Here is a 21,352-nt window from a genome sequence, read left to right as displayed (position 1 = left end):
ACGTCATGAAAAAGAAACAGCGCTTTATTATTACCGAAATTTACCAGAATGATATGCATGCCGTCGATAAGGTACTTGTCGATACCCTTACCCATGTTCAGTATCTGCTTCATCAGGAAGGAAGCGGCTGCAGCTGTACACCTTTAATTGATGAAAACGGTAAGCCGCTGTTGTCACACCAGAGTACACCTCATCCGGATTCGATCCGTAAAAAAGAGATCGTCATCGAAGAAAAAGACCGCATCTGTGAGCGCAAAGAAGATGAGGAAATTGAAACGATGCAACCCGTAAAGATTAAAAAAGGCAGGAGAAAAAATGTCAAATAGAATTAAAATGATCGTATGTGATTTAGATGGCACCTTATTAAATGATCATAAAATCATTTCTCAAAACACCCTTGAAAAAATGATCGCCTATCAGCAGCAGGGCTATCTGCTCACTTTAGCAAGCGGTCGTTATTATCGCGAGGTCGAACGCTTTGCGAAAGAGCTGAAGCTGGATGAATATCATGGCTATGCCGTATGCGGCAATGGCTTTGAAATCGTCGATGTTGCCAATCAAACAGCCTTTCACTTCAGCACGATCCCTTGTGAGATCGCACGTGAATGTGTCATCTTGGCTAAAAAGTGCCACCTGATGCAGTATATCAAGATCAATGGTACCTACCATCTTTCTATGGGCAAACATTTTATGAAAATCATCCAGCAAGGCTGTCACCAGTTAAACAAAAAAGGTGTCCGGCAGCTAACCTATGCCGCTCATTTACTTGATGAAACCATCTTTGAAAAAGATTTATTCAAGCTGATTCAGAAAGGAATCGTTAAGATATGTGTGATCGGAACACCTTCAAGACAGAAAAGATGGATCGGAATGCTGGAAGAAAGATATCCCGATACCTTTAGCTATTACCCCGTCAACAGCGTTTCATTGGAAATTACCCATAAAAGCGTTTCTAAGAAACATGCCGTAGAAGTGATTGCAAATAAAAACGGTTTTAGCTTAAATGAAGTAATCGCCTTCGGTGATTCAGGAAATGATGAACCTCTCCTTTTAAATGCAGGTATCGGCATCACAATGAAAAACGGTACAAAACGTGCTTTGAAAAAAGCCAAGATCATTTCTGAATATACCAATCATGAAGATGGTGTGATCCGTGAATGTGAAAAATATCTTGAGTAATAAATTGTCATAATTTCGGCACTTGAAAAGTGCCTTTTTAATATTTCCTTAAACTTTATTTAAAAGACTGACGTAATCTGGCAAATTTTTTAAACCATGAAAATGAATAGACAAATAAGCAGGACAAGAGAAACGAGAACAAGATGACTGATAAAGAAAAGATCAATGAATTTCCAACCAGCAGATCAACCTGATGAATCATTTTCGCAAATCCCCGAAGCAGCAGGATGACTGCCGGATGGATCAGATAAATAAGCGTAGCTATTGTACGTATTTTTTTCATGGATGGAATAGAAAGTCCTTTTAAATAATCAAATAGATAAACCATCAGCGGCAATAAAAAAAGATACATGCTGTCATGACGCTGCAAATGAAAATGACGCAGGATGAAGGCTTCTATCGACATGACAAAAAGCCACAGAATCACAGGATAGAGCTTTTTCTTTGATTCTTTTCTTTGAGAAAGACATATGCCCATAAAAAGAAAGACAGGTGCCATGAACATTCGGGTATAAGAAAAGAATTGAAAATATCTCTCATAAAAATCAGCCACAATTGGTATATGGACACTTATGCCATAATAACTATCACCAAAAAGTCCCAATAAATACAATAAGATACAAATGATGAACAACCCTTTCCGGTTGATCTTTTTAAAAAGAAAAGCTATGACCACACAACCGACTATACAGGCAGGAAAATACCAGAGATGATAGAAGACACCTTCAAAAAACAACATTCGTATAAGCTCCCATATGCTTCCATCCCAAAGCCCGGCAACCAGTGCGATTGGCAGATAACATAAAGAAATGAAGCCATATATCAGCATATTTTTCTTTAAGAAGCTGATCAGTCCTTTTTTATTCTCCTTTAAAAGTGCAGATGCACATACAAAATGACCGCTCACCATGAAAAAGAATGGTACTGCTGTTCTTGCCAGCACCCTTGTTAAAAAGAAATCAGCCGCAGTATCGTAGGTACTGAGCGGTGACGTATGGATCATGATGACCATCATTGCCGCAGCAAGACGGAAAATATCTAAGTCTCCATATCTTTTTATCTGTTTGCCTTCCATAGCCACCTCCAAATAAAAATACTGTTTCGATATTTAAATAATATCAAAACAGCATCTTTCATTTATGGATAACTTCTATAGAAATTCTTTCAAAATACTTACAACGGAAGTATGACGGTAAAACAGATTTTCTCATCCTTGCTTTCCGCCTGTATGCGACCATGATGCAGCTCAACGATCTCTTTGGCGATTGCCAGTCCTAATCCGGCATTGCCATTTGAGGTTGAACGGGCAGCATCCAAACGAAAAAACTGTTCAAAGATACGCTCCAGCTTATCCTGAGGAATCGTCTTGGCAGCATTTTCAAAGCGTATTTCCACATTTTCTTCCTTTTTTATCAATTGGATGGCAATGACACTTTTTTCATAACTATAATAAATGGCATTACGGATCAGATTATCAAATACTCGCTCCATTTTATCAGGATCACAGATGATCTCAACATTTTCTTCGATATCCTTCTGCCAGCTTAGTCCTTTCTCTAAAAGCAAGGGATCAAATTCACTGGTGATCTGTTCAAGCATATAACTTATGTTGATACGACGTGTTTCCAATACAAGGGATGATAAACTGAATCGGGTGATATCAAAAAACTCATTGATCAATTCCTCTAATCGCAGCGCCTTATCTAAAGCGATTTGCGTAAATCTCGCTCTCGTTGCGACAGAAAGATCAGGCTCATCATGCAGAAGCGTCAAATAACCGATCACACTTGTTAAGGGTGTTTTCAGGTCATGTGCAAGATATACGATCAGATCATTTTTCCGTTTTTCTGCTTCCTTGGCCAAAAGATCATTTTTCAAGGCAGTTTCTCTGACCAGATTCAACTCATCCTGAATATTTTTCAGCTCTGCCGGTAAAACGATTTCCTCAGCATCCGGCCGGGCCAGTTTTTCACTTGCTTTCACGATCTCATCTAAATAAGAAAGAGGCTTGGAAATAAAGCGATATGTGATCCAAAGCCATCCGGCTAAAATGAGTCCTCCTCCAAAAAGAAGAATATAATCTTTTATAAAAGAAAGCAATTGATACAACGGATCGCTTTCATACCATGTAAAGCGAGAACAATATCGCCACGCTGCCACCAAGAAGACGATGACCCCTATTGAAAATGCCAGCATGGTAACGACATATTGTGAAAGCAATTGCCTTGAAAGGCGTGAGCGATGCTTGGCATTATGATTTTGAATATTCTTATTCAATGGTATAACCCACCCCCCAGACTGTCTTTACATACTTTGGCTTACGGGGAATTTCATGCATCTTTTCTCGTAATCTGGCAATATGTGTCATGATCGTATTGCCGCTTTCAAAATACTTTTCACCCCATACCTTTTCAAATAATTCCTCTGAAGGCACTACTTTTCCCTGATGCTCGCAAAGATACCATAAAATATCAAATTCAAGCGGTGTCAGCAGCAGCTCTTCACCATTGAGCACACACTTATGGCTTTTCTTAGAAATCAATAATCCGCGGATGCTGATTTCCTCGTTTTTTTCTAAAGAAGAACCGTTATATCTTGTATAACGTCTTAATTGAGTCTTCACCCTGGCAACTAATTCCAACGGATTGAAAGGCTTGGTAACATAATCATCAGCCCCCATCGTCAAGCCGTAGATCTTATCACGGTCTTCAACTTTAGCCGTCAGCATGATAATCGGAAAAAGATGCTTTTCACGGATCTTCTTACATAGCTCAAAACCTTCCATATCCGGCAGCATGACATCCAAGATCGCTAATGTGATCTTATCATCTTCGATACACTTTAAGGCATCATGAGCATTTTCTGCACGCTCGACCTCATAGCCGTCATTTTTCAGATAAACCTCAACCAGTTCTCCAATTGCCGACTCATCATCTACAATCAGGATCTTATCTGCCATTTCTTTACTCCGTAAGTGCTCCCATGATCATATCATAGGTTACGACCATTTGGTCCTGTCCGCCCTCATACTGGAAAGAAAGCGTATATTGTGCATTTTCTCTTACGTTTAACGTAAAATAGAAGGAATTGCTGCCCTCTCTCAATTGAATAGGACCGATATTCAAAGATGCGCCATCACTTAAATAGATTTCACCTGCCGTTTTAGAATCACAAGTGATATCTAAACGAATCTGTCCGTCTTCATTTGAAGCCCGGATAGCCGTTATCGTCACATTTTCACCCTCCATCGATTCATCGATCACATTTACAGGTGTATCCGACGTATCCTGCGCTTGATCATCCTTTTGCGGGACATCATCCTCATCCGGCAGTGGTGCTGACGGCTCATCATTTTCCTGTGGCTGCTCATTTTCAGGCAGCTTTTCATTCACTACCGTATCATTGTTCTTGAAAAAATATGTCTTAACGATAAAATAGCTGCCGCCAAGAAATACCACAACAAGCAAAGCAATCAGCACGAGCAAAATCTTATTCAACATGTTGTTCTCTTTTTCTTCCTTTAGCTTTTTCTGTTTCTCAACCCTTGAAACAACCGTCTTTTCTTCTTTTCCAACATTTATGACCTGTGTCTTTTCGACATCATCCTGCTTTTCTTTAGAAACATTTGTTTCTTCATCAAAAAGCTCATCCATCACATTTTTTAAGTCTTCGTGATAATCATGATATTTCGTTCCGCAATAAGGACAATAATTCATATCATCATCAAAAACCTTCTTACAGTTTTCACACGTTCTCATCATCTACCTCCGTTTCTTTCATTGTACCATATCTGAGAGCTTTGTCATCAGTTTCATCGTCCCATTCTTTAAGATCTCAATATTTTTTTCATCCATCACAAGATCTTTAGGCGTATGAATACGAGAGATATAATAACCAATATATTTATTTTTATGAAAGGCCGCCACTCCTGCAGAACACTTAAAATTAAGCTGATCCGAAGGATACAAGGTATTAGAGGCCTTCGTCACGATGATTTCTTTATTTTCACACTTAAAGGCTTCTTGAAAGAAAGAGGCGTACGCTTGTGCTTTCTTATTTAAGATGAACATGAGATGATCACCATCCGAAACACAGTCAAAATTAATCAATAATTTATCTTCAAGTGCTTTTTTATGCTTTTTCACAAATGCCATCGACCCAAACAACCCGATTTCTTCATGATCAAAAAAGACAAAAGCAACCTGTTCCCGCATCTTTTCATCTAACTCACCCATGATTTCCAAAAGGGTAATCACCCCGGAAGTATTATCATTGACAGTATGCTTATTGGGTTTACCGGCAAGCATCATATAGATCAAAGCAACACATAAGATCAGGCTTCCCAAAGAAACGATCAAAGCATCATGAGTCAGTGAATATAAGATGAACGACAAAACAAACTCTAAAAGAAATATAACGGCCAACAAAATAAGATTAAACAATAAATATACCGGTATATTTTTAGGTGTCAAAAAATTAGGAAACGGCAACTGCGCACAGGTATCATAATGAGCCCCCAGGATCACCTTTGCCTTATCGACATCTCCTGCCACAAGATTACGGCTTTTAAAATAACCGCCCTCTTCAACGATCATCTCAAAACCAAGCTCTTTGACCCTTTGACTTAAATAATCAATAAACGCATCTTTCTGTCTTCTTGTTTTTCGTATCTGATATTCTTGTAAGATCTCTCTTGAACATTCTCTCATCATAAGCTCCTCCATATAAAAAAGCAGGACTTCCCCTGCTAATTCTGATTTCTTTTGATTATAAGGCCGATCACTTCTGCTGCCAGCTCCGGATCATCATTGCAGACGACATATTTGTAATTTCCTACCAGCTTTAATTCCTGACTCGCCTTTGCCAGTCGTTGCTGGATAATTTCCTCAGGCTCGCTTCTGCGTCCACGGATACGCTTTTCAAGTTCTTCCATAGATGGCGGAATTATAAAAATGCTGATCGCATCCGGACATTTCTCCTTAACGATCGTAGCTCCCTGAACCTCTATTTCAAGAACCACGTTCTTGCCTTCCTCACGCAGCTTTTGTACCTGTTTGATGCTGGTTCCATAGTAATTGCCGACAAACTCAGCCCACTCCAGAAATTCCCCTTCTTTGATCTTTTGTTCAAACTCTTCACGTGAAATAAAAATATAATCGATACCATCCCTTTCGCCTTCACGAGGAGCACGGGTAGTCATAGAAATAGAATAGGTCAGATTCAATGAAGGATCTTTCATATAGTATTCTCTTACCGTACCTTTTCCAACACCGCTCGGTCCGCTGACAATAATAAGTAATCCTTTTTTCATAATACCCCCACTAATATGGTTCAATTATAGTAACAATCAAGCGGAAAGTCAATTATGTTTTGCCCTTTTGTGATATAATATCATGGAAATGGAGGTATTATGGCACTCGATGGATTATTGCTGCATAAGCTGCAGAAAAGCTTGTCAGAGATGACACCTATGAAGATCAATAAATGTTCACAAGTCAGTGAACATGAAATGCTCTTTTATATCAGAAGCCATGCGAAAAACTATAAACTGATGATCTCAACACATTCACAGTACAATCGCATCAATCTGACCAATGAAAATTATCAAAGTCCGGCAGTTGCCGGAAATTTCGGCATGATCTTAAGAAAATATATTGACGGAGGCATGATCGTATCGATCAAACAGCTTGGATTAGACCGTATCCTGGATTTTGAAATCGTTGCTTATGACGATCTCAGCGATCAGCATACCTATCACCTGTATGTTGAATTAATGGGCAAATATGCCAATCTTGTATTGGTCGAAAACAATAGGATCATTGACGCCCTTAAGCGGATTCCCCCTTTTGAAAACAACATTCGGCCGATCTTTCCGGGCATGGAATTTACACTGCCTGCACAGTTTAATAAAAAAGATCCTTTTGTAGAAGAAGATTTTGACAGTGAAGAATCGCTCTCGAAACAGTTTCACGGTTTTTCACCGCTGCTTTCCAGAGAATTTATGTACCGGATCCACAATCATGAATCCTTTCGGGAAATCATGAATGAATTGGAACAAAGTCAGTCACTCTATGTCTATGAAAAAGAAAATCAATTTCACTGTATTGAATTAAAACATCTTCACTCTTCGTACAGCGTTTATCCTTTGATGCGTGGATTCGATGTCGTCTATTACCACGCACAGGAAAAAGAAAGGATCCGTGAACAAAGCGGTGATCTTTATAAGGTAGTAAAAAAAGAATTGCATAAGAATGAATCAAAGTTGAAAAAGCTCCAGGATACTCTGGCTTCTGCTAACGACTGTGAACATTATCGCATATACGGTGATCTTCTTTATGCCTATGCTTACCAGTATCCGCAGAAAATGGAAGCCGTTGATCTGGAAGATTTTGAAACCGGACAAATGATCCATATTCCATTAGATGTGAAATATGATATCAAATACAACGCCAAAAAATATTATCAAAAATACAAAAAAAGCAAGACCGCACAAGTAGAAGTAGCCAAACAGATCGATCTTTGCGAAAAAGAAATCGAATATTTTACCCTGCTTCAATCGCAGCTTGAATACGCATCGTTTGATGATGCCAAAGAAATACGCAGTGAATTAGAAAAAAACGGTTATCTTCGTGTTCAGAAAAATGTCCGCAAGACCAAAAAGAATGCTCTTCCTCACTTTATTACATTAAATTTTAAAGGAAGCAACATCTATATTGGAAAAAACAACCTGCAAAATGATTATCTGACCTTTCACTTTGCGAAAAAAGAAGACTGGTGGTTCCATACGCTTGATTACCATGGCGCTCATGTCATCGTACAATGTGACGATCTGTCAGAAGAGATCATCCGCACCTGTGCCCTGCTTGCCAGCTATTACTCACAGGGCAAGGATTCCAGCAGCGTTCCTGTCGCTTATACAAAGATCAAAAACTTGAAAAAAGCGAAAGGAAAAGCCATCGGGCAGGCGCTGATGAACAGCTATAAGACGATTTATATCGACCCCGATGAAAAAAAGGTCATTGAATTATTGGATACGTATAAGAAATAAATTCGATACCGGTCGTTAAAACAGAATTATCCAAACAGGTTTAAATTAAAAGAAGTATTTAGATGTGAATACTTCTTTTCTTTTATATTCATGATTTTTTTATCTTATATATCCACATAAGATGATTCTGTAAGAGCGATATCACTGGTTTTTCAGGTAAAAAACTCCTGCACAATAAGATAGCTGTTCAAATTCTATCTGGGGGAAAGTAATTTTCACTTCATCAAAAATAAAGTATATCTCATCATCATCCCACTTATTCCCCATCTGTATCTTACAATCTTCCATATCCTTACGCGTTGTAAAACCAACATCTCCAATATAGATACATCCATCATCTTTCAATAAACTCAATAACAGATGAAGAAGATCAATTTTTTGTACATCCGTAAGGTGATGCAGTGAGTAGGTTGCGGTTATTGAATCATATTTATTTTGTGTCAGTTCATCTGCCAATCCCACTGAAAAATCTCCTTGAAATAAATGAGCCTTAGGCATTTTTTCATAAGCGAGTTCTATCATTCTATCTGAAAAGTCTTGTCCATAGATCTCACATCCATTCTCATAAAGTTTGGATGTAAGTGTTCCGGTCCCAAAACCAATATCCAACACAACTTTTCCAAAGTGAGATAATACACCGGCATATATCTTATTTAATACATCTCTGTACCCTGCAAACGGATAGACACCCTCTTCATCAGATAGTCCGACACTCTTATCATAATCATCTGCCCATAAATCAAATCCTACATTATTCAACGTATCCTTCTCCAGAAAAGACTTACCGTGTTTTATAAAGATGGTTTATTTGCTGTTGGATATCTCCTTTAAATACATAGCTGCCGGCAACTAAGACATCAGCTCCGGCTTCTATTGCGAAAGAAGCTGTGATATCATTGATGCCGCCATCAATTTCGATCAGACAGGATAAAGAGGACTCATCGATTCTTTTACGCAAAGCCTTGACCTTATCCAATGAGCTTTCCATAAATTTTTGACCGCCAAAGCCCGGTTCGACGGACATGACAAGAATAAGATCGCATTGATCAAGAAAATCAAAGAGGACGCTCACATCAGTTTTAGGTTTGATGACAAGTCCTGCTTTGATGCCATATGAATGGATCTTTGCCAATATTTTCTTAATTTCCTCATGACTTGTACAAGCTTCGTAATGAAAAGTAATCAGATCAGCCCCGGCATTCACAAAAGCTTCGATGAACATATCAGGATCATCGACCATTAAATGAACATCCAAGATCATATTTGGACAGGCTTTTCGGAAACCTTTTAAAATATCCGGACCAAAAGTAAGATTCGGTACAAAATGTCCGTCCATGACATCAAAATGAAGATAATGGGCTGAGCTTTGATTTAAATCTGCACATTGTTTTTCAAAGATCGAATAGTCCAGTGAAAGTACACTCGGAGCAATTTCTATTTTTCTCATCAGTAACTCCTTTTTCCTTGCTTGATCAGCATAGCTACATCTTTATAGTTTTGATAACGGATAGAAGAAATTCTTCCTTCCTGAACAGCTTTTTTTACGGCACAATCCGGTTCATCGAGATGTACGCAGTTTCTAAAACGACACTCTTCGTCAATTTGAAAATCTAAGATCTTATCTTTCAGTTCTAAAAGATCCACTCGTGAAAAATCAAGCGAAGAGAATCCCGGCGTATCAGCGACCCAGCCGCTGCCTATCGCATATAATTCACAATGACGGGTCGTATGCTTGCCACGTCCCAATGCCTTGCTGGTTTTTTGTGTCTGAAGCTGAAATTCAGGATTGATACGATTCAGCAGCGAGCTTTTACCGGCCCCGCTTTGTCCTGTTAATACGGTAATCTTGTTTTCAAAACATTCGATGATCTCTGTTTCATCAAAATCTTTGCCTGTCGTATAAACACGATAACCGCTTTTACGATAATCTTCGATATACGAATAAATTTCATCCTCATCCTTGACAAGATCCATCTTCGTAACACATAGCACCGGTTCGATATCGGCAAGTGAGATCAGAAAGATCAGCCGGTCGACAAGCGTTGTCGAAAAATCAGGCTCAAAGCTGGACATAACGATCAATGCCTGATCGACGTTGGCAATTGCCGGGCGTGCCAGATAGTTTTTTCTATCAAGTATCTTTTGGATACCGTATTGCGATTCAAAGGCTTCTACCATGACATGATCGCCTACTAACGGCTTCTTATCAAGACGTACCTTTCCCATGGCGACACAGGGATGGATCTCACCATTGTCAAAAAGCACCTCATATTGATTTGATATATTTTTTATGATCGTTCCTTTATTCATAATATGACAGTATAATTACTTTTCCTTCACTTTGTATATAATAAGTTCCCTGTTCCTGACTCTGCGTAATCACCACGCCCCTTTCGATTTCAAGCAATTCTTCTTCGCTCATGCCTTCCGTGGAAATTACTTCCAGCTCAACGACAGCACCAAGATCTGTCAAGGTTTTCTGGGCTTCTTCGATCGGCTGTCCAATCAGATTCATCATGACAAATTCTTTTTCACCTGCCACAGTAAAGCGAATACGATATTTCTTATCATCAGGATCAATGGCTGTTCCGGCTTCCAGATCCTGTGACAAAATCGTATTGGTCGGCTGATCTGAATTTACCTTGCTGACGATTACTTCGATATTCATTCCTTCAAGATACGGCTGGATATCATTGATATTTTTTCCGACATAATTTTCAATGATGAATGCCGGTCCTTTCGACACAGTAAGCTTGATCTCTGTACCGATTTCCTGCTCACTGCTGATAGCAGGACTAGTACGGATGATCATATCTTCGGCATAGTCCGATGAATTTTCATAAGTGATATCCTCATTGACGACAAAGCCCAGCTCTGTCAGCATCTGTGTGGCTTCTTCCACTGTTTTATTTGAAACATCCGGAATGATTTCCGTTTTCGGCTTTGTCAAGTAATCAAAGACACCACTAAAATACATGATCATCACACTTACGGCAATGACGATGAACACGATCAGCGAACCGATCAGCCATTTATGATCTTTCTTTGGTTCTTCTTCATCCTTGATGACATTTTTATCAAAGCGGTCGATGACGACCGTTGTCGTAGCCTTATCCTTTGGCGGCTGAAAGACGATTTTTTCATCGTGAAGATGATCCTCATCCAGACAGGTTTCGACATCATGCAGCATTTCCTCTACGTTTTGATAGCGATATGCTTTATTTTTAGCGGTTGCTTTGATAATGATATTTTCAATTGATTGAGGCAATGACGGATTAAATTCGCGAATGCTCGGTATTTCCTCGCTTAAATGCTTCATGGCGATCTGTACGGGATTATCTCCGGTAAACGGCACGCTGCCTGAAAGCAGTTCATAGAAAACGATTCCCAGCGAATAAATATCACACTGGTTGGTCGCAGCTTCACCACGCGTCGTTTCAGGTGCCAGATAATGGGCACTTCCCAAAACTGAATCACTTTGGGTCAGCTGAACGGCATTATGTGCCAGAGCGATCCCAAAATCCGTGATCTTGACCGTTCCATCATCCTTCACAAGAACATTCTGAGGCTTGATATCCCGATGAATGATATTATGGCGATGGGCTTCTGCCACAGCACTCAAAAGCTGCTTCATGATGCTGATCGCTTCTTCCTTGTGCAAAGCACCTCTTAACTGGATCAGCTGTTTCAATGTTTTGCCGCGAATATATTCCATGACGATAAAATGACGGTCTTCACTTGTTCCCACATCATAAACCTGAACAACATTCGGATGGTTCAGCTTGCTTGCCGCATTGGCTTCACGCTGGAAACGCAGCAAAGTTACCGGATCATTTCCTAACTCACCACGAAGGATCTTGATGGCCACCTCACGGTTGATGATCGTATCAATGGCCAGATAAACATCTGCCATTCCGCCTTCTCCCAAAGACTTCACAATTTTATAACGACCCGCAAGCAGGTTTTCAGTCATTGCTTCCCACCTCCTTGTCGATCACGATCACGCTCGTATTATCATAACCTCCGGCGATCAAGGCCGCCTGTACGAGCAAAGAAGCTTTCTCCTCTGCGCTTTTTTGCTGAATCAACACGTTTTTTATGATGTGCTCATCGACATAACCATGAAGCCCATCACTGCATAAAAGCAAACAGTCATAATCATTGTTGGCAAGTCCGATATCGACCTTCGCCTTATCATAAACACCCAAGGCATTTGTAAGCACGTGTTTCGACGGCTGACGTTTGATTTCTTCACTTGTCAGCTGTCCGGCATGAAGCAGTTCCTGAAACAGATTGTGATCCTGTGTCAGACATACCATGCGGTCGAACAGACCATAGACACGTGAATCTCCGACATTCATGATCAGGGTCATCTTATCATTCATCAGCACACCTGCCAGCGTCGTTCCCATGCCATATAAATTTTTATTGGAGCTTGCCATCTGATAGATCACATCATTGCAGTGATCGATCTCATTCTTGATCCAGTCGCTTGCTTCTTTAGGTGTCTGCAAAGAAGGCGCATGATCAAAATCATTTAAAAATGTTTCGACAGCACACTTACTGGCAACATCTCCGGCATTGCTGCCGCCGATACCGTCACAAACAATCGCCAAAAGCGTACCATCTTCCTTCATTTTATATCCGATACAATCTTCATTATTTGAACGTACAAGACCTTTATCACTCAATCCTGCTACCTTCATACCATCACCCCATTCTCTTTTTCTCTTCTTTGGCCCTCAGCTGTCCACAAGCCGCATCGATATCACCGCCATGCTCCTTACGGATCGTTGAGCGAATCCCTCTTTTCATCAAACGGTCATAAAAGACCATGGCACTTTTCCGATCCACACTTCGATAACCATGCTCATCGACCTCATTATAAGGAATCAGGTTCACATAAGCATTGATGCCGCGAATCAGATCCGCCAGCTGATCGGCATGGACCGGCTGATCATTGATTCCCTTCAAAAGAATATATTCAAACGTCAAACGCCGATTATTCAAATCAGTATATACCTTCAAGGCCTTCATCAGTTCCTCCAAGGGATAGGCCTTATTGATCGGCATCAGCCTGCTGCGTAAGGCATTATTGGGAGCATGCAAGGAAATCGCCAGATTATACTGCGTTTTTGCCTGGGCGAAGGCCAATATCTTAGGCACGATCCCACAGGTTGAAATCGTGATATGCCTTCCTCCTATGCCCAATCCAAGATCATGATTGATCGTTTTTGCGAAATTCATCACATGCTCATAATTATCAAACGGTTCCCCCGTTCCCATCACGACGACATGTGAAACACGATCCTCGGCTGCATCCAGATCCTTCTGAACGCTCAATACCTGAGCCACCATCTCTCCGCTTGTCAGATCTCTTCTTTTTTTCTAAAGACCGCTCGCACAAAAATCACAGCCCATGTTACAGCCCACCTGTGAAGAAACACAGACGCTTTTCCCATAATCATAGACCATCAATACACTTTCTACCAATGCTCCGTCTGTCAATTCAAATAAATATTTGATCGTACCATCACTGGATACTTGCTTATTCACAACCTTACAGGGATTGACGATAAATCTTTCTTTCAGAAAATCGCGGCAATCCTTACTTAGATCACTCATCTCATCAATGCTTTGCACCCTTTTGCGATACAGCCATTGAAAGATCTGATGACCCCGAAACTTCTTCCAACCCTGATCCAAGGCATACTGCTGGATCTGTTCATAATTAAAATCATATAAGCTTTGCATTTCATCACCTTTATTTATAATAGCATAATTTAACCTTCTCCGATAGAAAAAAGACCGGAAACATTTATTTCAAATGTAAGCTGCGATAATAATCCTTATCCAGAATCAAAGCCGACATCTCAAGCTTTTTCGCTGCTTTTTCATATAATGACTTTAACCTTGCTTCACTGATTCGCTTATCCAAAAACACGGCACTTCCCTTTTGCGCATCATATTTTACTTCACCATTCATGAAACTGCCATCAGCCAATACAACCAGCGGCATTTGATTACTGAAAACATCCGTTCCCATCAAAAGCCTGGAATCATATTCAAGACCCAGAAGATTGGATACAGTCGGCAGGATATCAACACTGCTGCAGATCGTATCCACCCCGATCGTCTTTTCCATCGAAGGTGCATAAATGATCAAGGCACTCTTATACAGATCAAAATCATCTTCGATCTTTCTGCCTGAAAGCTCTTCAATATTTTCTTTTTCCAATCCATACGGATAATGATCCGCTGCAATCACGATCAGGGTATCATCAAGATGATCATATCTTTCTAAATCTTTCAAAAGCTGTTCCATCGCCTTGTCAAGCTCGATCTGAGCAGCCAGATAACCCTTTGAAAGCTCGCTCATATTTAAATCAGCCACTGCATCATAATTCTTGGAAGACATCGTATTACCGATCCACGTATAATTCATATGCCCGCTCACGCTCATAAAATAAGTATGAAAACGATCCAGCTGCATATACTCATCACTTGTCTTCTGAATCATCTCCAAATCACTTTCCGGCCATGTATCCTTCACATCCAGACCATTTCCAAGCCCTTTATAATTCTTCCATATATACGTATGTGTCTGGTCACGGTCATAGTAATCATAATAATGATTGTGATAAGCAAAGGTTTCTATACCCATTTTTTGATATTGCCTCGCCAAGACAAACGGCAGCTCATGTCCATAAGACCTTGAAAAGCTCCAAACACCCGGTTTTGGATAAAGTCCCATCACATTGACATATTCGCCATCACTGGTAGAAACTTCAAATAATGGATTATAAAAATTTTTAAAATCAAAGCCCTCTGTTTTCATTTTATACAGGGTCGGTGTCAGCTTTTCATCAATGGCATAATCACTAAATGCCTCTGCCGTGATCATGATCAGATTATAATCTTTAAACATACCTGTATATTCATTTTTCTCCGTCGCCGGCTGATTGGCAAAATACTGGTGCATGTCTTTGATGGCCGGATCAGCTTCATTGGCAATCAATGATGAAAAATCAATCGCCATCTGATTCAATTCATCCTCATCATAAGTATGGCTGTTATACGCCTTCACCGTTTTTTTATCTATTCCGCCATCAAAGCGAATGATCATGTCCCTTATCTGCAGACGAAAGGAGGTCATCACCCCAAAACGCTTCATCACCATGACACTGGGACGATTATCGAGATAAATATCCAAGGTCGTTTCCATACCGGCATGTGGGATCAAAAGGCATAAAAATCCTGCCAGATAGAAACCTAAAGCACTTAATGCACGGATACAGCCTTCCTTAAAATGAATTCTTTTCAGCTCACATTTCACAAGCACGATACTATAAACGAATAAAGGAAGCAGGCAAAGAACAATCAGCGACAGATTCTTTAAAATAGAATCCGTGATTTCACTGCCAAATCCCAAGACCTGTCCAGTACCATGAAATACAGAAAAAATACTTGTAAATACTTTAAATTTATCATAATAGATCATTTGTATCAAAAAGATCAAAATCATCAGCAAAAGAAAAAAAGCTGAAAGTATCTTACCACATTTTCCACCTAACAGATGGATGATCAGCAACAAAAACAAGATCCATGAACATCCGAAAAGAAAAGGATAGATCAGATCAAATGAAAGCTCATGAAAAATATGTATCTGAAATAAGATCTCCAAATATAAAAGACAGATGAGAAGCCCTATATCGACCGCAAAATTTTTAATTACCTTTTTCATGCTATTATTATGTCACAAGAGCCACGATTTTTCTATCTTTTTTAATAAAAACATGGACCTTATGATCCATGTTTACCGTATATGATACGTATTATCATTCAAATTGATTTCTACCCGTGTCCCATCTGAAAAGACAGAATATTGCTTTTTATAATCCTGATCGATAAAGCCAAATTCTACCATTTCACATTTTGCCACTTTTTCCTGTAAAGAAGCAACGATGCGATACCGCCGGATTTCTTCATCCAATTCTTTTTTATGGTAATCAAAGGCTCCATCCACATTTGGATAAGCCCCATCCTTATCAACATAGGCAGCCCCGCCGTTCAATAAAGCATACAGCATATAATCTTCCTTACCGGTATGATCCATCGGCCAAGGCAAGATCACACAGTCATGATAGACAAGATTCCATAAAGGAACCGGAATACCTAAACGCGCAGCATCCGGCATTCTCAGCATAAAATCATAAGGACCGTAATGGGCAAATACCTGTGAACGTACGGCCCAGTCATTCACCTCTTCACTGCTCGGCAAGATATTTTTTGACCAGAGATATTGAAAACAGGCTTCACGATATTCCAAACATTCCTTTCGTGACATCCTATGACGCTCATTGTAACATTCATCCGGTTCATTACAAGTAAAGACATCCAGATAACTGGCTTCTAAATGAATATCATGGGCTAATACCTCTTCAAAATTACGCTTCACATAATAAGGAGCCAAGGAAGCACACAGATACGACTGGGCACCCCCTGCCCAGCGGCATTGTTCAAAGATATGACCATCCTTCTGCATGAGGGCAGAATCTTCATCAAAGCTGGCAGCACGCTTATAATAATCACGGTATTGGTCATGCAGACCAAACATATAATCATACTTCATCAACGTATCCGAAAGCTTCTTCATGCCTTCCCAGCCGCCTGCTTCTTGACAGGCAGGAAGATAATCCGGATGAGCATTATCATAACCCGGTTCTCCCCATCCGTCTAAATGAAGATACAGCTTTTTAATGCCTTGCTCATGAAAATATTCAATTTCTTCAGCCCTTGCATCAAATGAAACCACATGATCATTTTTTTCAGGATGCTCATGATCATAAAATTCACAGTCCTTTGAAAGATGCGTTTTGATTCCCTTATGCAGGATCGCACTGCCAATCAGCTTATCTACATTACGGCAGCGTGCAGCTTTCTCATGTAATGTTACCAGATTTCCTTTTTCTAAGGCATATTGACGATAAAGCTTACAGATCGAAGTCACCGTGGCATCCTCCTGAAGCACCATCCGCATGACCCTGCGATAAGCCAGCTTTCCAAGAGAAGACAGATGACGCATAGAAACATGGGTATAAGGTCCATTTGCAGGATGATCGACCTGATATCCCATATCCCATGGCGTACATGAGATCATGATATAACCATGCCCATCCTTGATCTGTGCCATCCACGGCATATAAGCACCATTGCTGCAGAACTGACCGTCAAAATTCAATCGTGTACATTCATTTTCATAATCATTAGGAATCATAAGTCCCTGCATATGCGGCAACAATGTGATCCATTCCCTTGAACAGCGCTCAAATTCAAAATGACCCGGCCAGTAAAGCGCCTCAAAATCATCTTCAAAGTGAACCGGAATCACTTCAAAATAAACATTTCCCGTAGCATATTCGATCCAAACCAGCGTTTCAAAACGAATCTCTTGCCACTCATACAAGTGACGGATCCCTTCTCCTACACCGCTTTTATAGGAAACTTCTTGTACCTTCATCTCATCAAAATAAACAATTTGATGTTCACCAAAAACAATCTTTCCTCTTTCTCTGCTGATCCATTGAACATGCTCATTTTCAATGCTCAAGCTCCCATCAGCAAAACATTCCAATACTGTATCTTTAACCTTTACCTTCATATACACTCCCATAAGAAAGTTCCTATAAAATAGGAACTTGTGGATATTCTTTCTTTAATACCTCAACGCAGCGGTTGCAGCATTCATGAGCATCACTGTCATCATGCATATTCCAGCATCTCGGACATACCTTGCCCTGACATTTTTCTACGCTCACCTCACAGCTTTCATATTTCTTTAAAGGTGTATCCGTCAGGATCGCTTCACTTACGATCAGCCACTGTGCCAGCTTACATCCCAAAACTTCATCAATGATCTTCTGATCGGCATCGCTGACATGCATATAGACCGTTGCTTCCAATGATTTACCGATCTTCTTTTCAGCACGTGCTTCTTCCAATGCCTTAAATACATCACTGCGCAATTCCATCAAACGTGCCATCTTCTCACGGATCGCCTGTGCATCATTGATTTCATAGTTTTCATTAAATTCTTTTAAATGTACCGATTCACCTTTATCAAAGTGGTCATTGATCTCTTCACAGGTATGAACCAAAATCGGTGCCCATAAGCGCATCAGCGTATCCACACAATAATAAATCACGCTTTGTACCTGACGGCGGCGAACATCATCATGTGCTTCAATATAGAGGATATCCTTCGCAAAATCAAGATAATAACTGCTCAGTTCATTGCTCATGAAAGTTGACAATGTCGAAGTTACGCTCATGAAATCATAGTCGGCATAAGCTTTCTTTACTTTATCAGAAACCTCATTTAATTTTAATAAGATATCTTTATCAACAACACTGCATTCATTCGGATCTAATAAATCCTCTTTTGTGAAATCGTTCGGATTGATATTTGCCAACATGAAACGGAAGGTATTACGTACCTTACGATATGCTTCAGAGCATTGCTTCAAGAGCTCATCGCTCATGACACAATCTGCCTGATAATCAACACTGCTGGCCCATAAACGAAGCACATCTGCCCCATACTGCTTCATGATATTTGCAGGAGAAACGGCATTAAACTGTGATTTGCTCATCTTTACGCCCTTGCCATCCATGACAAATCCATGTGACAAGACCTGCTTATAAGGTGCATAGCCATAGAAAGCCGTAGAAACGATCAATGAAGAATTGAACCATCCGCGATACTGGTCACTGCCTTCAAAATAAAGATCTACCGGCAATGAATAGCCTCTTTCGACCATACAGCCTGTATGTGAGCTTCCCGAATCAAACCAGACATCCATCGTATCCGTTTCTTTTTTAAAGATATTGTTCGGTGAACCCGGATGTGTATAGCCCTCAGGCAAAAGATCCTTTGCTTCTCTTTCAAACCAGACATTGCTGCCATATTTCTTCACTAAAGAAGCAACATGCTTAAACACCTTTTCATCCATGATCGGCGTACCATCCTCTGCATAGAAGATCGGAATCGGAACGCCCCAGGCACGCTGTCTGGAAATACACCAGTCGGAACGATCCTTGATCATATTGTACATACGCTGTTCGCCCCATGCCGGCTTCCAGTCAATTTTCTCGATTTCGCTCAAAAGCTTCTCACGAATCTTATCTACCGAAGCAAACCACTGTGTCGTTGCCCTGAAGATGATCGGCTTTTTCGTACGCCAGTCATGCGGATAAGAGTGCGTGATAAATTCCAGCTTTAATAAGGCGCCTACTTCATCCAGCTTCAATGTTACCGTCTTATTGGCATCATCTACATACTGTCCCTTCAGCCAATCGCCGCAATCTTCCGTCATGCAGCCGTGTTCATCTACCGGACAATAAGCTTCTAAGCCATATTTCAAGCCGACCATAAAGTCTTCGACACCATGGCCCGGAGCCGTATGGACGCAGCCTGTACCGGCATCTGCAGTAACATGATCACCTAAAATAATGATACTTTCACGGTCATACAAAGGATGTCGGGTCGTAATGCCTTCCAGCTCTTTTCCTTTAAACGTTTTTAAGATTTCTTTTTCTTTTAAACCAAACTTTTCCCAAAGTGAATCTACTAATTCTTTCAAAACCAGAAGATTTCCTTTTTCACTCTTTACTAATGCATACTCCAATCGCTCATTCAGGCAGATGGCCAAATTTGCCGGAATCGTCCAAGGCGTTGTTGTCCAAATCACAAAATAATCATTTTCATCTAAAATACCTTTGCCATCCTTGACCTGAAACTTCACATAGATCGTCGGTGATTTCACATCCTTGTATTCGATCTCAGCTTCTGCCAATGCACTTTCACTGGACGGTGACCAGTAAACCGGCTTCAAGCCTTTATAAATCAAACCATCCATCGCCATCTTCGCAAAGATCTCGATCTGATGTCCTTCATACTCCTTCTGCAAGGTAATATATGGATGATCATAATCAGCAACTGTACCCAGCTTCTTCATCGTTGCCATCTGATTTGCGACCTGCTTCAAGGCATAGTCATAACAGAGCTTTCTAAACTCATTGATCGGCATTTTCTTACGGTCATAACCCAATTTGGTAATTGCCGTTTCAATTGGCAGACCATGGGTATCCCATCCCGGAATAAACGGTGTCTGATAGCCGGCCTTATACTTTGAACGGACGATCACATCCTTCAAAATCTTATTTAATCCATGTCCGATATGGATATCTCCGTTCGCATACGGAGGACCGTCATGCAAAATAAAAGTTGGGTATCCGTCATGCTTTGAAAGCATTTCATGATAAAGATCCTCTTTTTCCCATCTTTCCTGAAACAAAGGTTCCTTTTTAGGAAGATTTCCCCTCATTTCAAAATCTGTCTGCGGCATTCTAAGCGTACTTTTATAGTCCATTTTATCCCTCCTGTTTAATAAAAAAAAGCGCCTCATCTAAGGACGCTTCACGTGGTACCACCTTAGTTCACAAATTACCTGTGCACTCATCCTTTTAACGCAAGGTTACGTGTTAAGCTACCTATCGCCTAACCTACTCCTAAGTGATTCCTTATAGCTTTCACACTGCTTTCCACCAGCCAGCAGCTCTCTATTGATCCCATCTATAAGACATGTCTTATTCATCGTATTTATTCTTCAAGCAAGTTCAGATCGATCTTACGCGGAACCTCAAATTCGCTTAACGCCTGATCCAGCTTATCCAGTTCCTTGATCATCCGCTGTTTGATCTCACCTGTTTCTTCGCCAAGCTTATTGACCTCTATCAGGATCGCCCGAGCACTCGCCAACGCTTCCTTCACGATCACATCCGCATTGTCATTGGCCGTCTGTACGATCACATTGGCTTCCTTTAAAGCAATGCGGGCAATATCCTCCGCCGCTTTTTCCTTGATGCGGATCTCACCGGCAAGCGTCAGATACTTTTCTTTATAGCTGGCACTCTGCTTTTCAACCTCATCCAGACGACTGACATACAGATCCAGCTTTTTTTGTAAGGTTTCTACTTCACTGGTTAACTGAGCGACCTTATCATCCACCTGATAGCGATTATAGCCATTGCGCATCGTATCAAATTTCACATCACCCATAACTT

18 protein-coding genes, 1 pseudogene and 1 other annotated feature are annotated in these 21,352 nt (G+C 40.4%); of the genes and pseudogenes, 3 read left to right on the top strand and 16 right to left on the bottom strand.

What is annotated here, in order from left to right; translation table 11 throughout:
- The first annotated feature begins 5 nt into the window (after window positions 1-5).
- Together Q0K35_RS10500 and Q0K35_RS10495 are read left to right on the top strand one after the other, a co-directional pair.
- Window positions 6-326 (top strand): DUF6440 family protein, encoded by a 321-nt coding sequence (locus Q0K35_RS10500; RefSeq protein ID WP_294562815.1) that lies wholly within the window; start codon window positions 6-8, stop codon window positions 324-326.
- Window positions 316-1,179, top strand: a complete 864-nt coding sequence (locus Q0K35_RS10495; protein ID WP_294562814.1) for a Cof-type HAD-IIB family hydrolase — start codon at window positions 316-318, stop codon at window positions 1,177-1,179. Before Q0K35_RS10500 ends, Q0K35_RS10495 begins: the two co-directional genes overlap by 11 nt.
- Before the next feature lie 55 nt (window positions 1,180-1,234).
- Here Q0K35_RS10495 and Q0K35_RS10490 read toward each other — a convergent pair whose 3' ends face one another.
- The 6 genes from Q0K35_RS10490 to gmk all read right to left on the bottom strand — a co-directional run bounded on the left by Q0K35_RS10490 (window position 1,235) and on the right by gmk (window position 6,490).
- Window positions 1,235-2,254 (bottom strand): acyltransferase family protein, encoded by a 1,020-nt coding sequence (locus Q0K35_RS10490; protein WP_294562813.1) that lies wholly within the window; start codon window positions 2,252-2,254, stop codon window positions 1,235-1,237.
- Window positions 2,255-2,352: 98 nt separating this feature from the next.
- Window positions 2,353-3,456 (bottom strand): vancomycin resistance histidine kinase VanS, encoded by a 1,104-nt coding sequence (vanS, locus tag Q0K35_RS10485; RefSeq protein ID WP_294562812.1) that lies wholly within the window; start codon window positions 3,454-3,456, stop codon window positions 2,353-2,355.
- The gene (vanR, locus tag Q0K35_RS10480; RefSeq protein WP_294562811.1) at window positions 3,449-4,138 is read right to left on the bottom strand and encodes a VanR-ABDEGLN family response regulator transcription factor; all 690 of its coding nucleotides are present in this window, start codon (window positions 4,136-4,138) and stop codon (window positions 3,449-3,451) included. Before vanR ends, vanS begins: the two co-directional genes overlap by 8 nt.
- 4 nt (window positions 4,139-4,142) lie before the next feature.
- Window positions 4,143-4,937: a Zn-ribbon containing protein gene (locus Q0K35_RS10475; RefSeq protein WP_294562810.1), complete on the bottom strand. Its 795-nt coding sequence runs from the start codon at window positions 4,935-4,937 to the stop codon at window positions 4,143-4,145.
- Window positions 4,938-4,955: 18 nt separating this feature from the next.
- Complete coding sequence (locus Q0K35_RS10470; protein ID WP_294562809.1) at window positions 4,956-5,891, bottom strand: M28 family peptidase; 936 nt, start codon at window positions 5,889-5,891, stop codon at window positions 4,956-4,958.
- Window positions 5,892-5,926: 35 nt separating this feature from the next.
- The gene (gene gmk, locus Q0K35_RS10465) at window positions 5,927-6,490 is read right to left on the bottom strand and encodes a guanylate kinase (protein WP_294562808.1); all 564 of its coding nucleotides are present in this window, start codon (window positions 6,488-6,490) and stop codon (window positions 5,927-5,929) included.
- A 99-nt stretch (window positions 6,491-6,589) separates the two neighbouring features.
- Here gmk and Q0K35_RS10460 point away from each other — a divergent pair, with 99 nt between their 5' ends.
- Window positions 6,590-8,227 carry an NFACT RNA binding domain-containing protein gene (locus tag Q0K35_RS10460; protein WP_294562807.1) on the top strand — a complete coding sequence of 546 codons (1,638 nt, stop codon included), beginning with the start codon at window positions 6,590-6,592 and terminating at the stop codon, window positions 8,225-8,227.
- Window positions 8,228-8,368: 141 nt separating this feature from the next.
- Here Q0K35_RS10460 and Q0K35_RS10455 read toward each other — a convergent pair whose 3' ends face one another.
- The 10 genes and pseudogenes from Q0K35_RS10455 to Q0K35_RS10410 all read right to left on the bottom strand — a co-directional run bounded on the left by Q0K35_RS10455 (window position 8,369) and on the right by Q0K35_RS10410 (window position 21,347).
- Entirely contained in the window at window positions 8,369-8,986 is a 618-nt protein-coding gene (locus Q0K35_RS10455) for a class I SAM-dependent methyltransferase (protein ID WP_294562806.1), read from the bottom strand.
- Window positions 8,987-9,008: 22 nt separating this feature from the next.
- The gene (rpe, locus tag Q0K35_RS10450) at window positions 9,009-9,674 is read right to left on the bottom strand and encodes a ribulose-phosphate 3-epimerase (RefSeq protein WP_294562805.1); all 666 of its coding nucleotides are present in this window, start codon (window positions 9,672-9,674) and stop codon (window positions 9,009-9,011) included.
- On the bottom strand, window positions 9,674-10,537 hold the full coding sequence (rsgA, locus tag Q0K35_RS10445) for a ribosome small subunit-dependent GTPase A (RefSeq protein WP_294562804.1): 864 nt from the start codon (window positions 10,535-10,537) through the stop codon (window positions 9,674-9,676). Before rsgA ends, rpe begins: the two co-directional genes overlap by 1 nt.
- Window positions 10,530-12,200 carry a Stk1 family PASTA domain-containing Ser/Thr kinase gene (pknB, locus tag Q0K35_RS10440; RefSeq protein ID WP_294562803.1) on the bottom strand — a complete coding sequence of 557 codons (1,671 nt, stop codon included), beginning with the start codon at window positions 12,198-12,200 and terminating at the stop codon, window positions 10,530-10,532. Before pknB ends, rsgA begins: the two co-directional genes overlap by 8 nt.
- Window positions 12,193-12,933: a Stp1/IreP family PP2C-type Ser/Thr phosphatase gene (locus Q0K35_RS10435; RefSeq protein WP_294562802.1), complete on the bottom strand. Its 741-nt coding sequence runs from the start codon at window positions 12,931-12,933 to the stop codon at window positions 12,193-12,195. The genes pknB and Q0K35_RS10435 overlap by 8 nt, the downstream gene beginning before the upstream one ends.
- Before the next feature lie 4 nt (window positions 12,934-12,937).
- Window positions 12,938-13,981 (bottom strand): annotated as a pseudogene (gene rlmN / locus Q0K35_RS10430) (23S rRNA (adenine(2503)-C(2))-methyltransferase RlmN).
- A gap of 64 nt (window positions 13,982-14,045) precedes the next feature.
- Complete coding sequence (locus Q0K35_RS10425) at window positions 14,046-15,971, bottom strand: LTA synthase family protein (RefSeq protein WP_294562801.1); 1,926 nt, start codon at window positions 15,969-15,971, stop codon at window positions 14,046-14,048.
- 72 nt (window positions 15,972-16,043) lie between these two features.
- Window positions 16,044-17,888, bottom strand: a complete 1,845-nt coding sequence (locus Q0K35_RS10420) for a DUF5696 domain-containing protein (protein ID WP_294562800.1) — start codon at window positions 17,886-17,888, stop codon at window positions 16,044-16,046.
- A gap of 22 nt (window positions 17,889-17,910) precedes the next feature.
- Entirely contained in the window at window positions 17,911-20,658 is a 2,748-nt protein-coding gene (ileS, locus tag Q0K35_RS10415; protein ID WP_294562799.1) for an isoleucine--tRNA ligase, read from the bottom strand.
- Window positions 20,659-20,693: 35 nt separating this feature from the next.
- Window positions 20,694-20,892, bottom strand: a binding site (T-box leader).
- Window positions 20,889-21,347, bottom strand: coding sequence for a DivIVA domain-containing protein (locus Q0K35_RS10410; RefSeq protein WP_294562798.1), 459 nt, complete (start codon window positions 21,345-21,347; stop codon window positions 20,889-20,891). (Overlaps the previous feature by 4 nt.)
- Between the last annotated feature and the right edge of the window lie 5 nt (window positions 21,348-21,352).

The organism is uncultured Traorella sp. (assembly GCF_944327115.1).
GTDB lineage: Bacteria > Bacillota_I > Bacilli_A > Erysipelotrichales > Erysipelotrichaceae > Traorella.
Note: the sequence above shows the minus strand (reverse complement) of the source record. Positions and strands in the feature narration are given on the sequence as shown.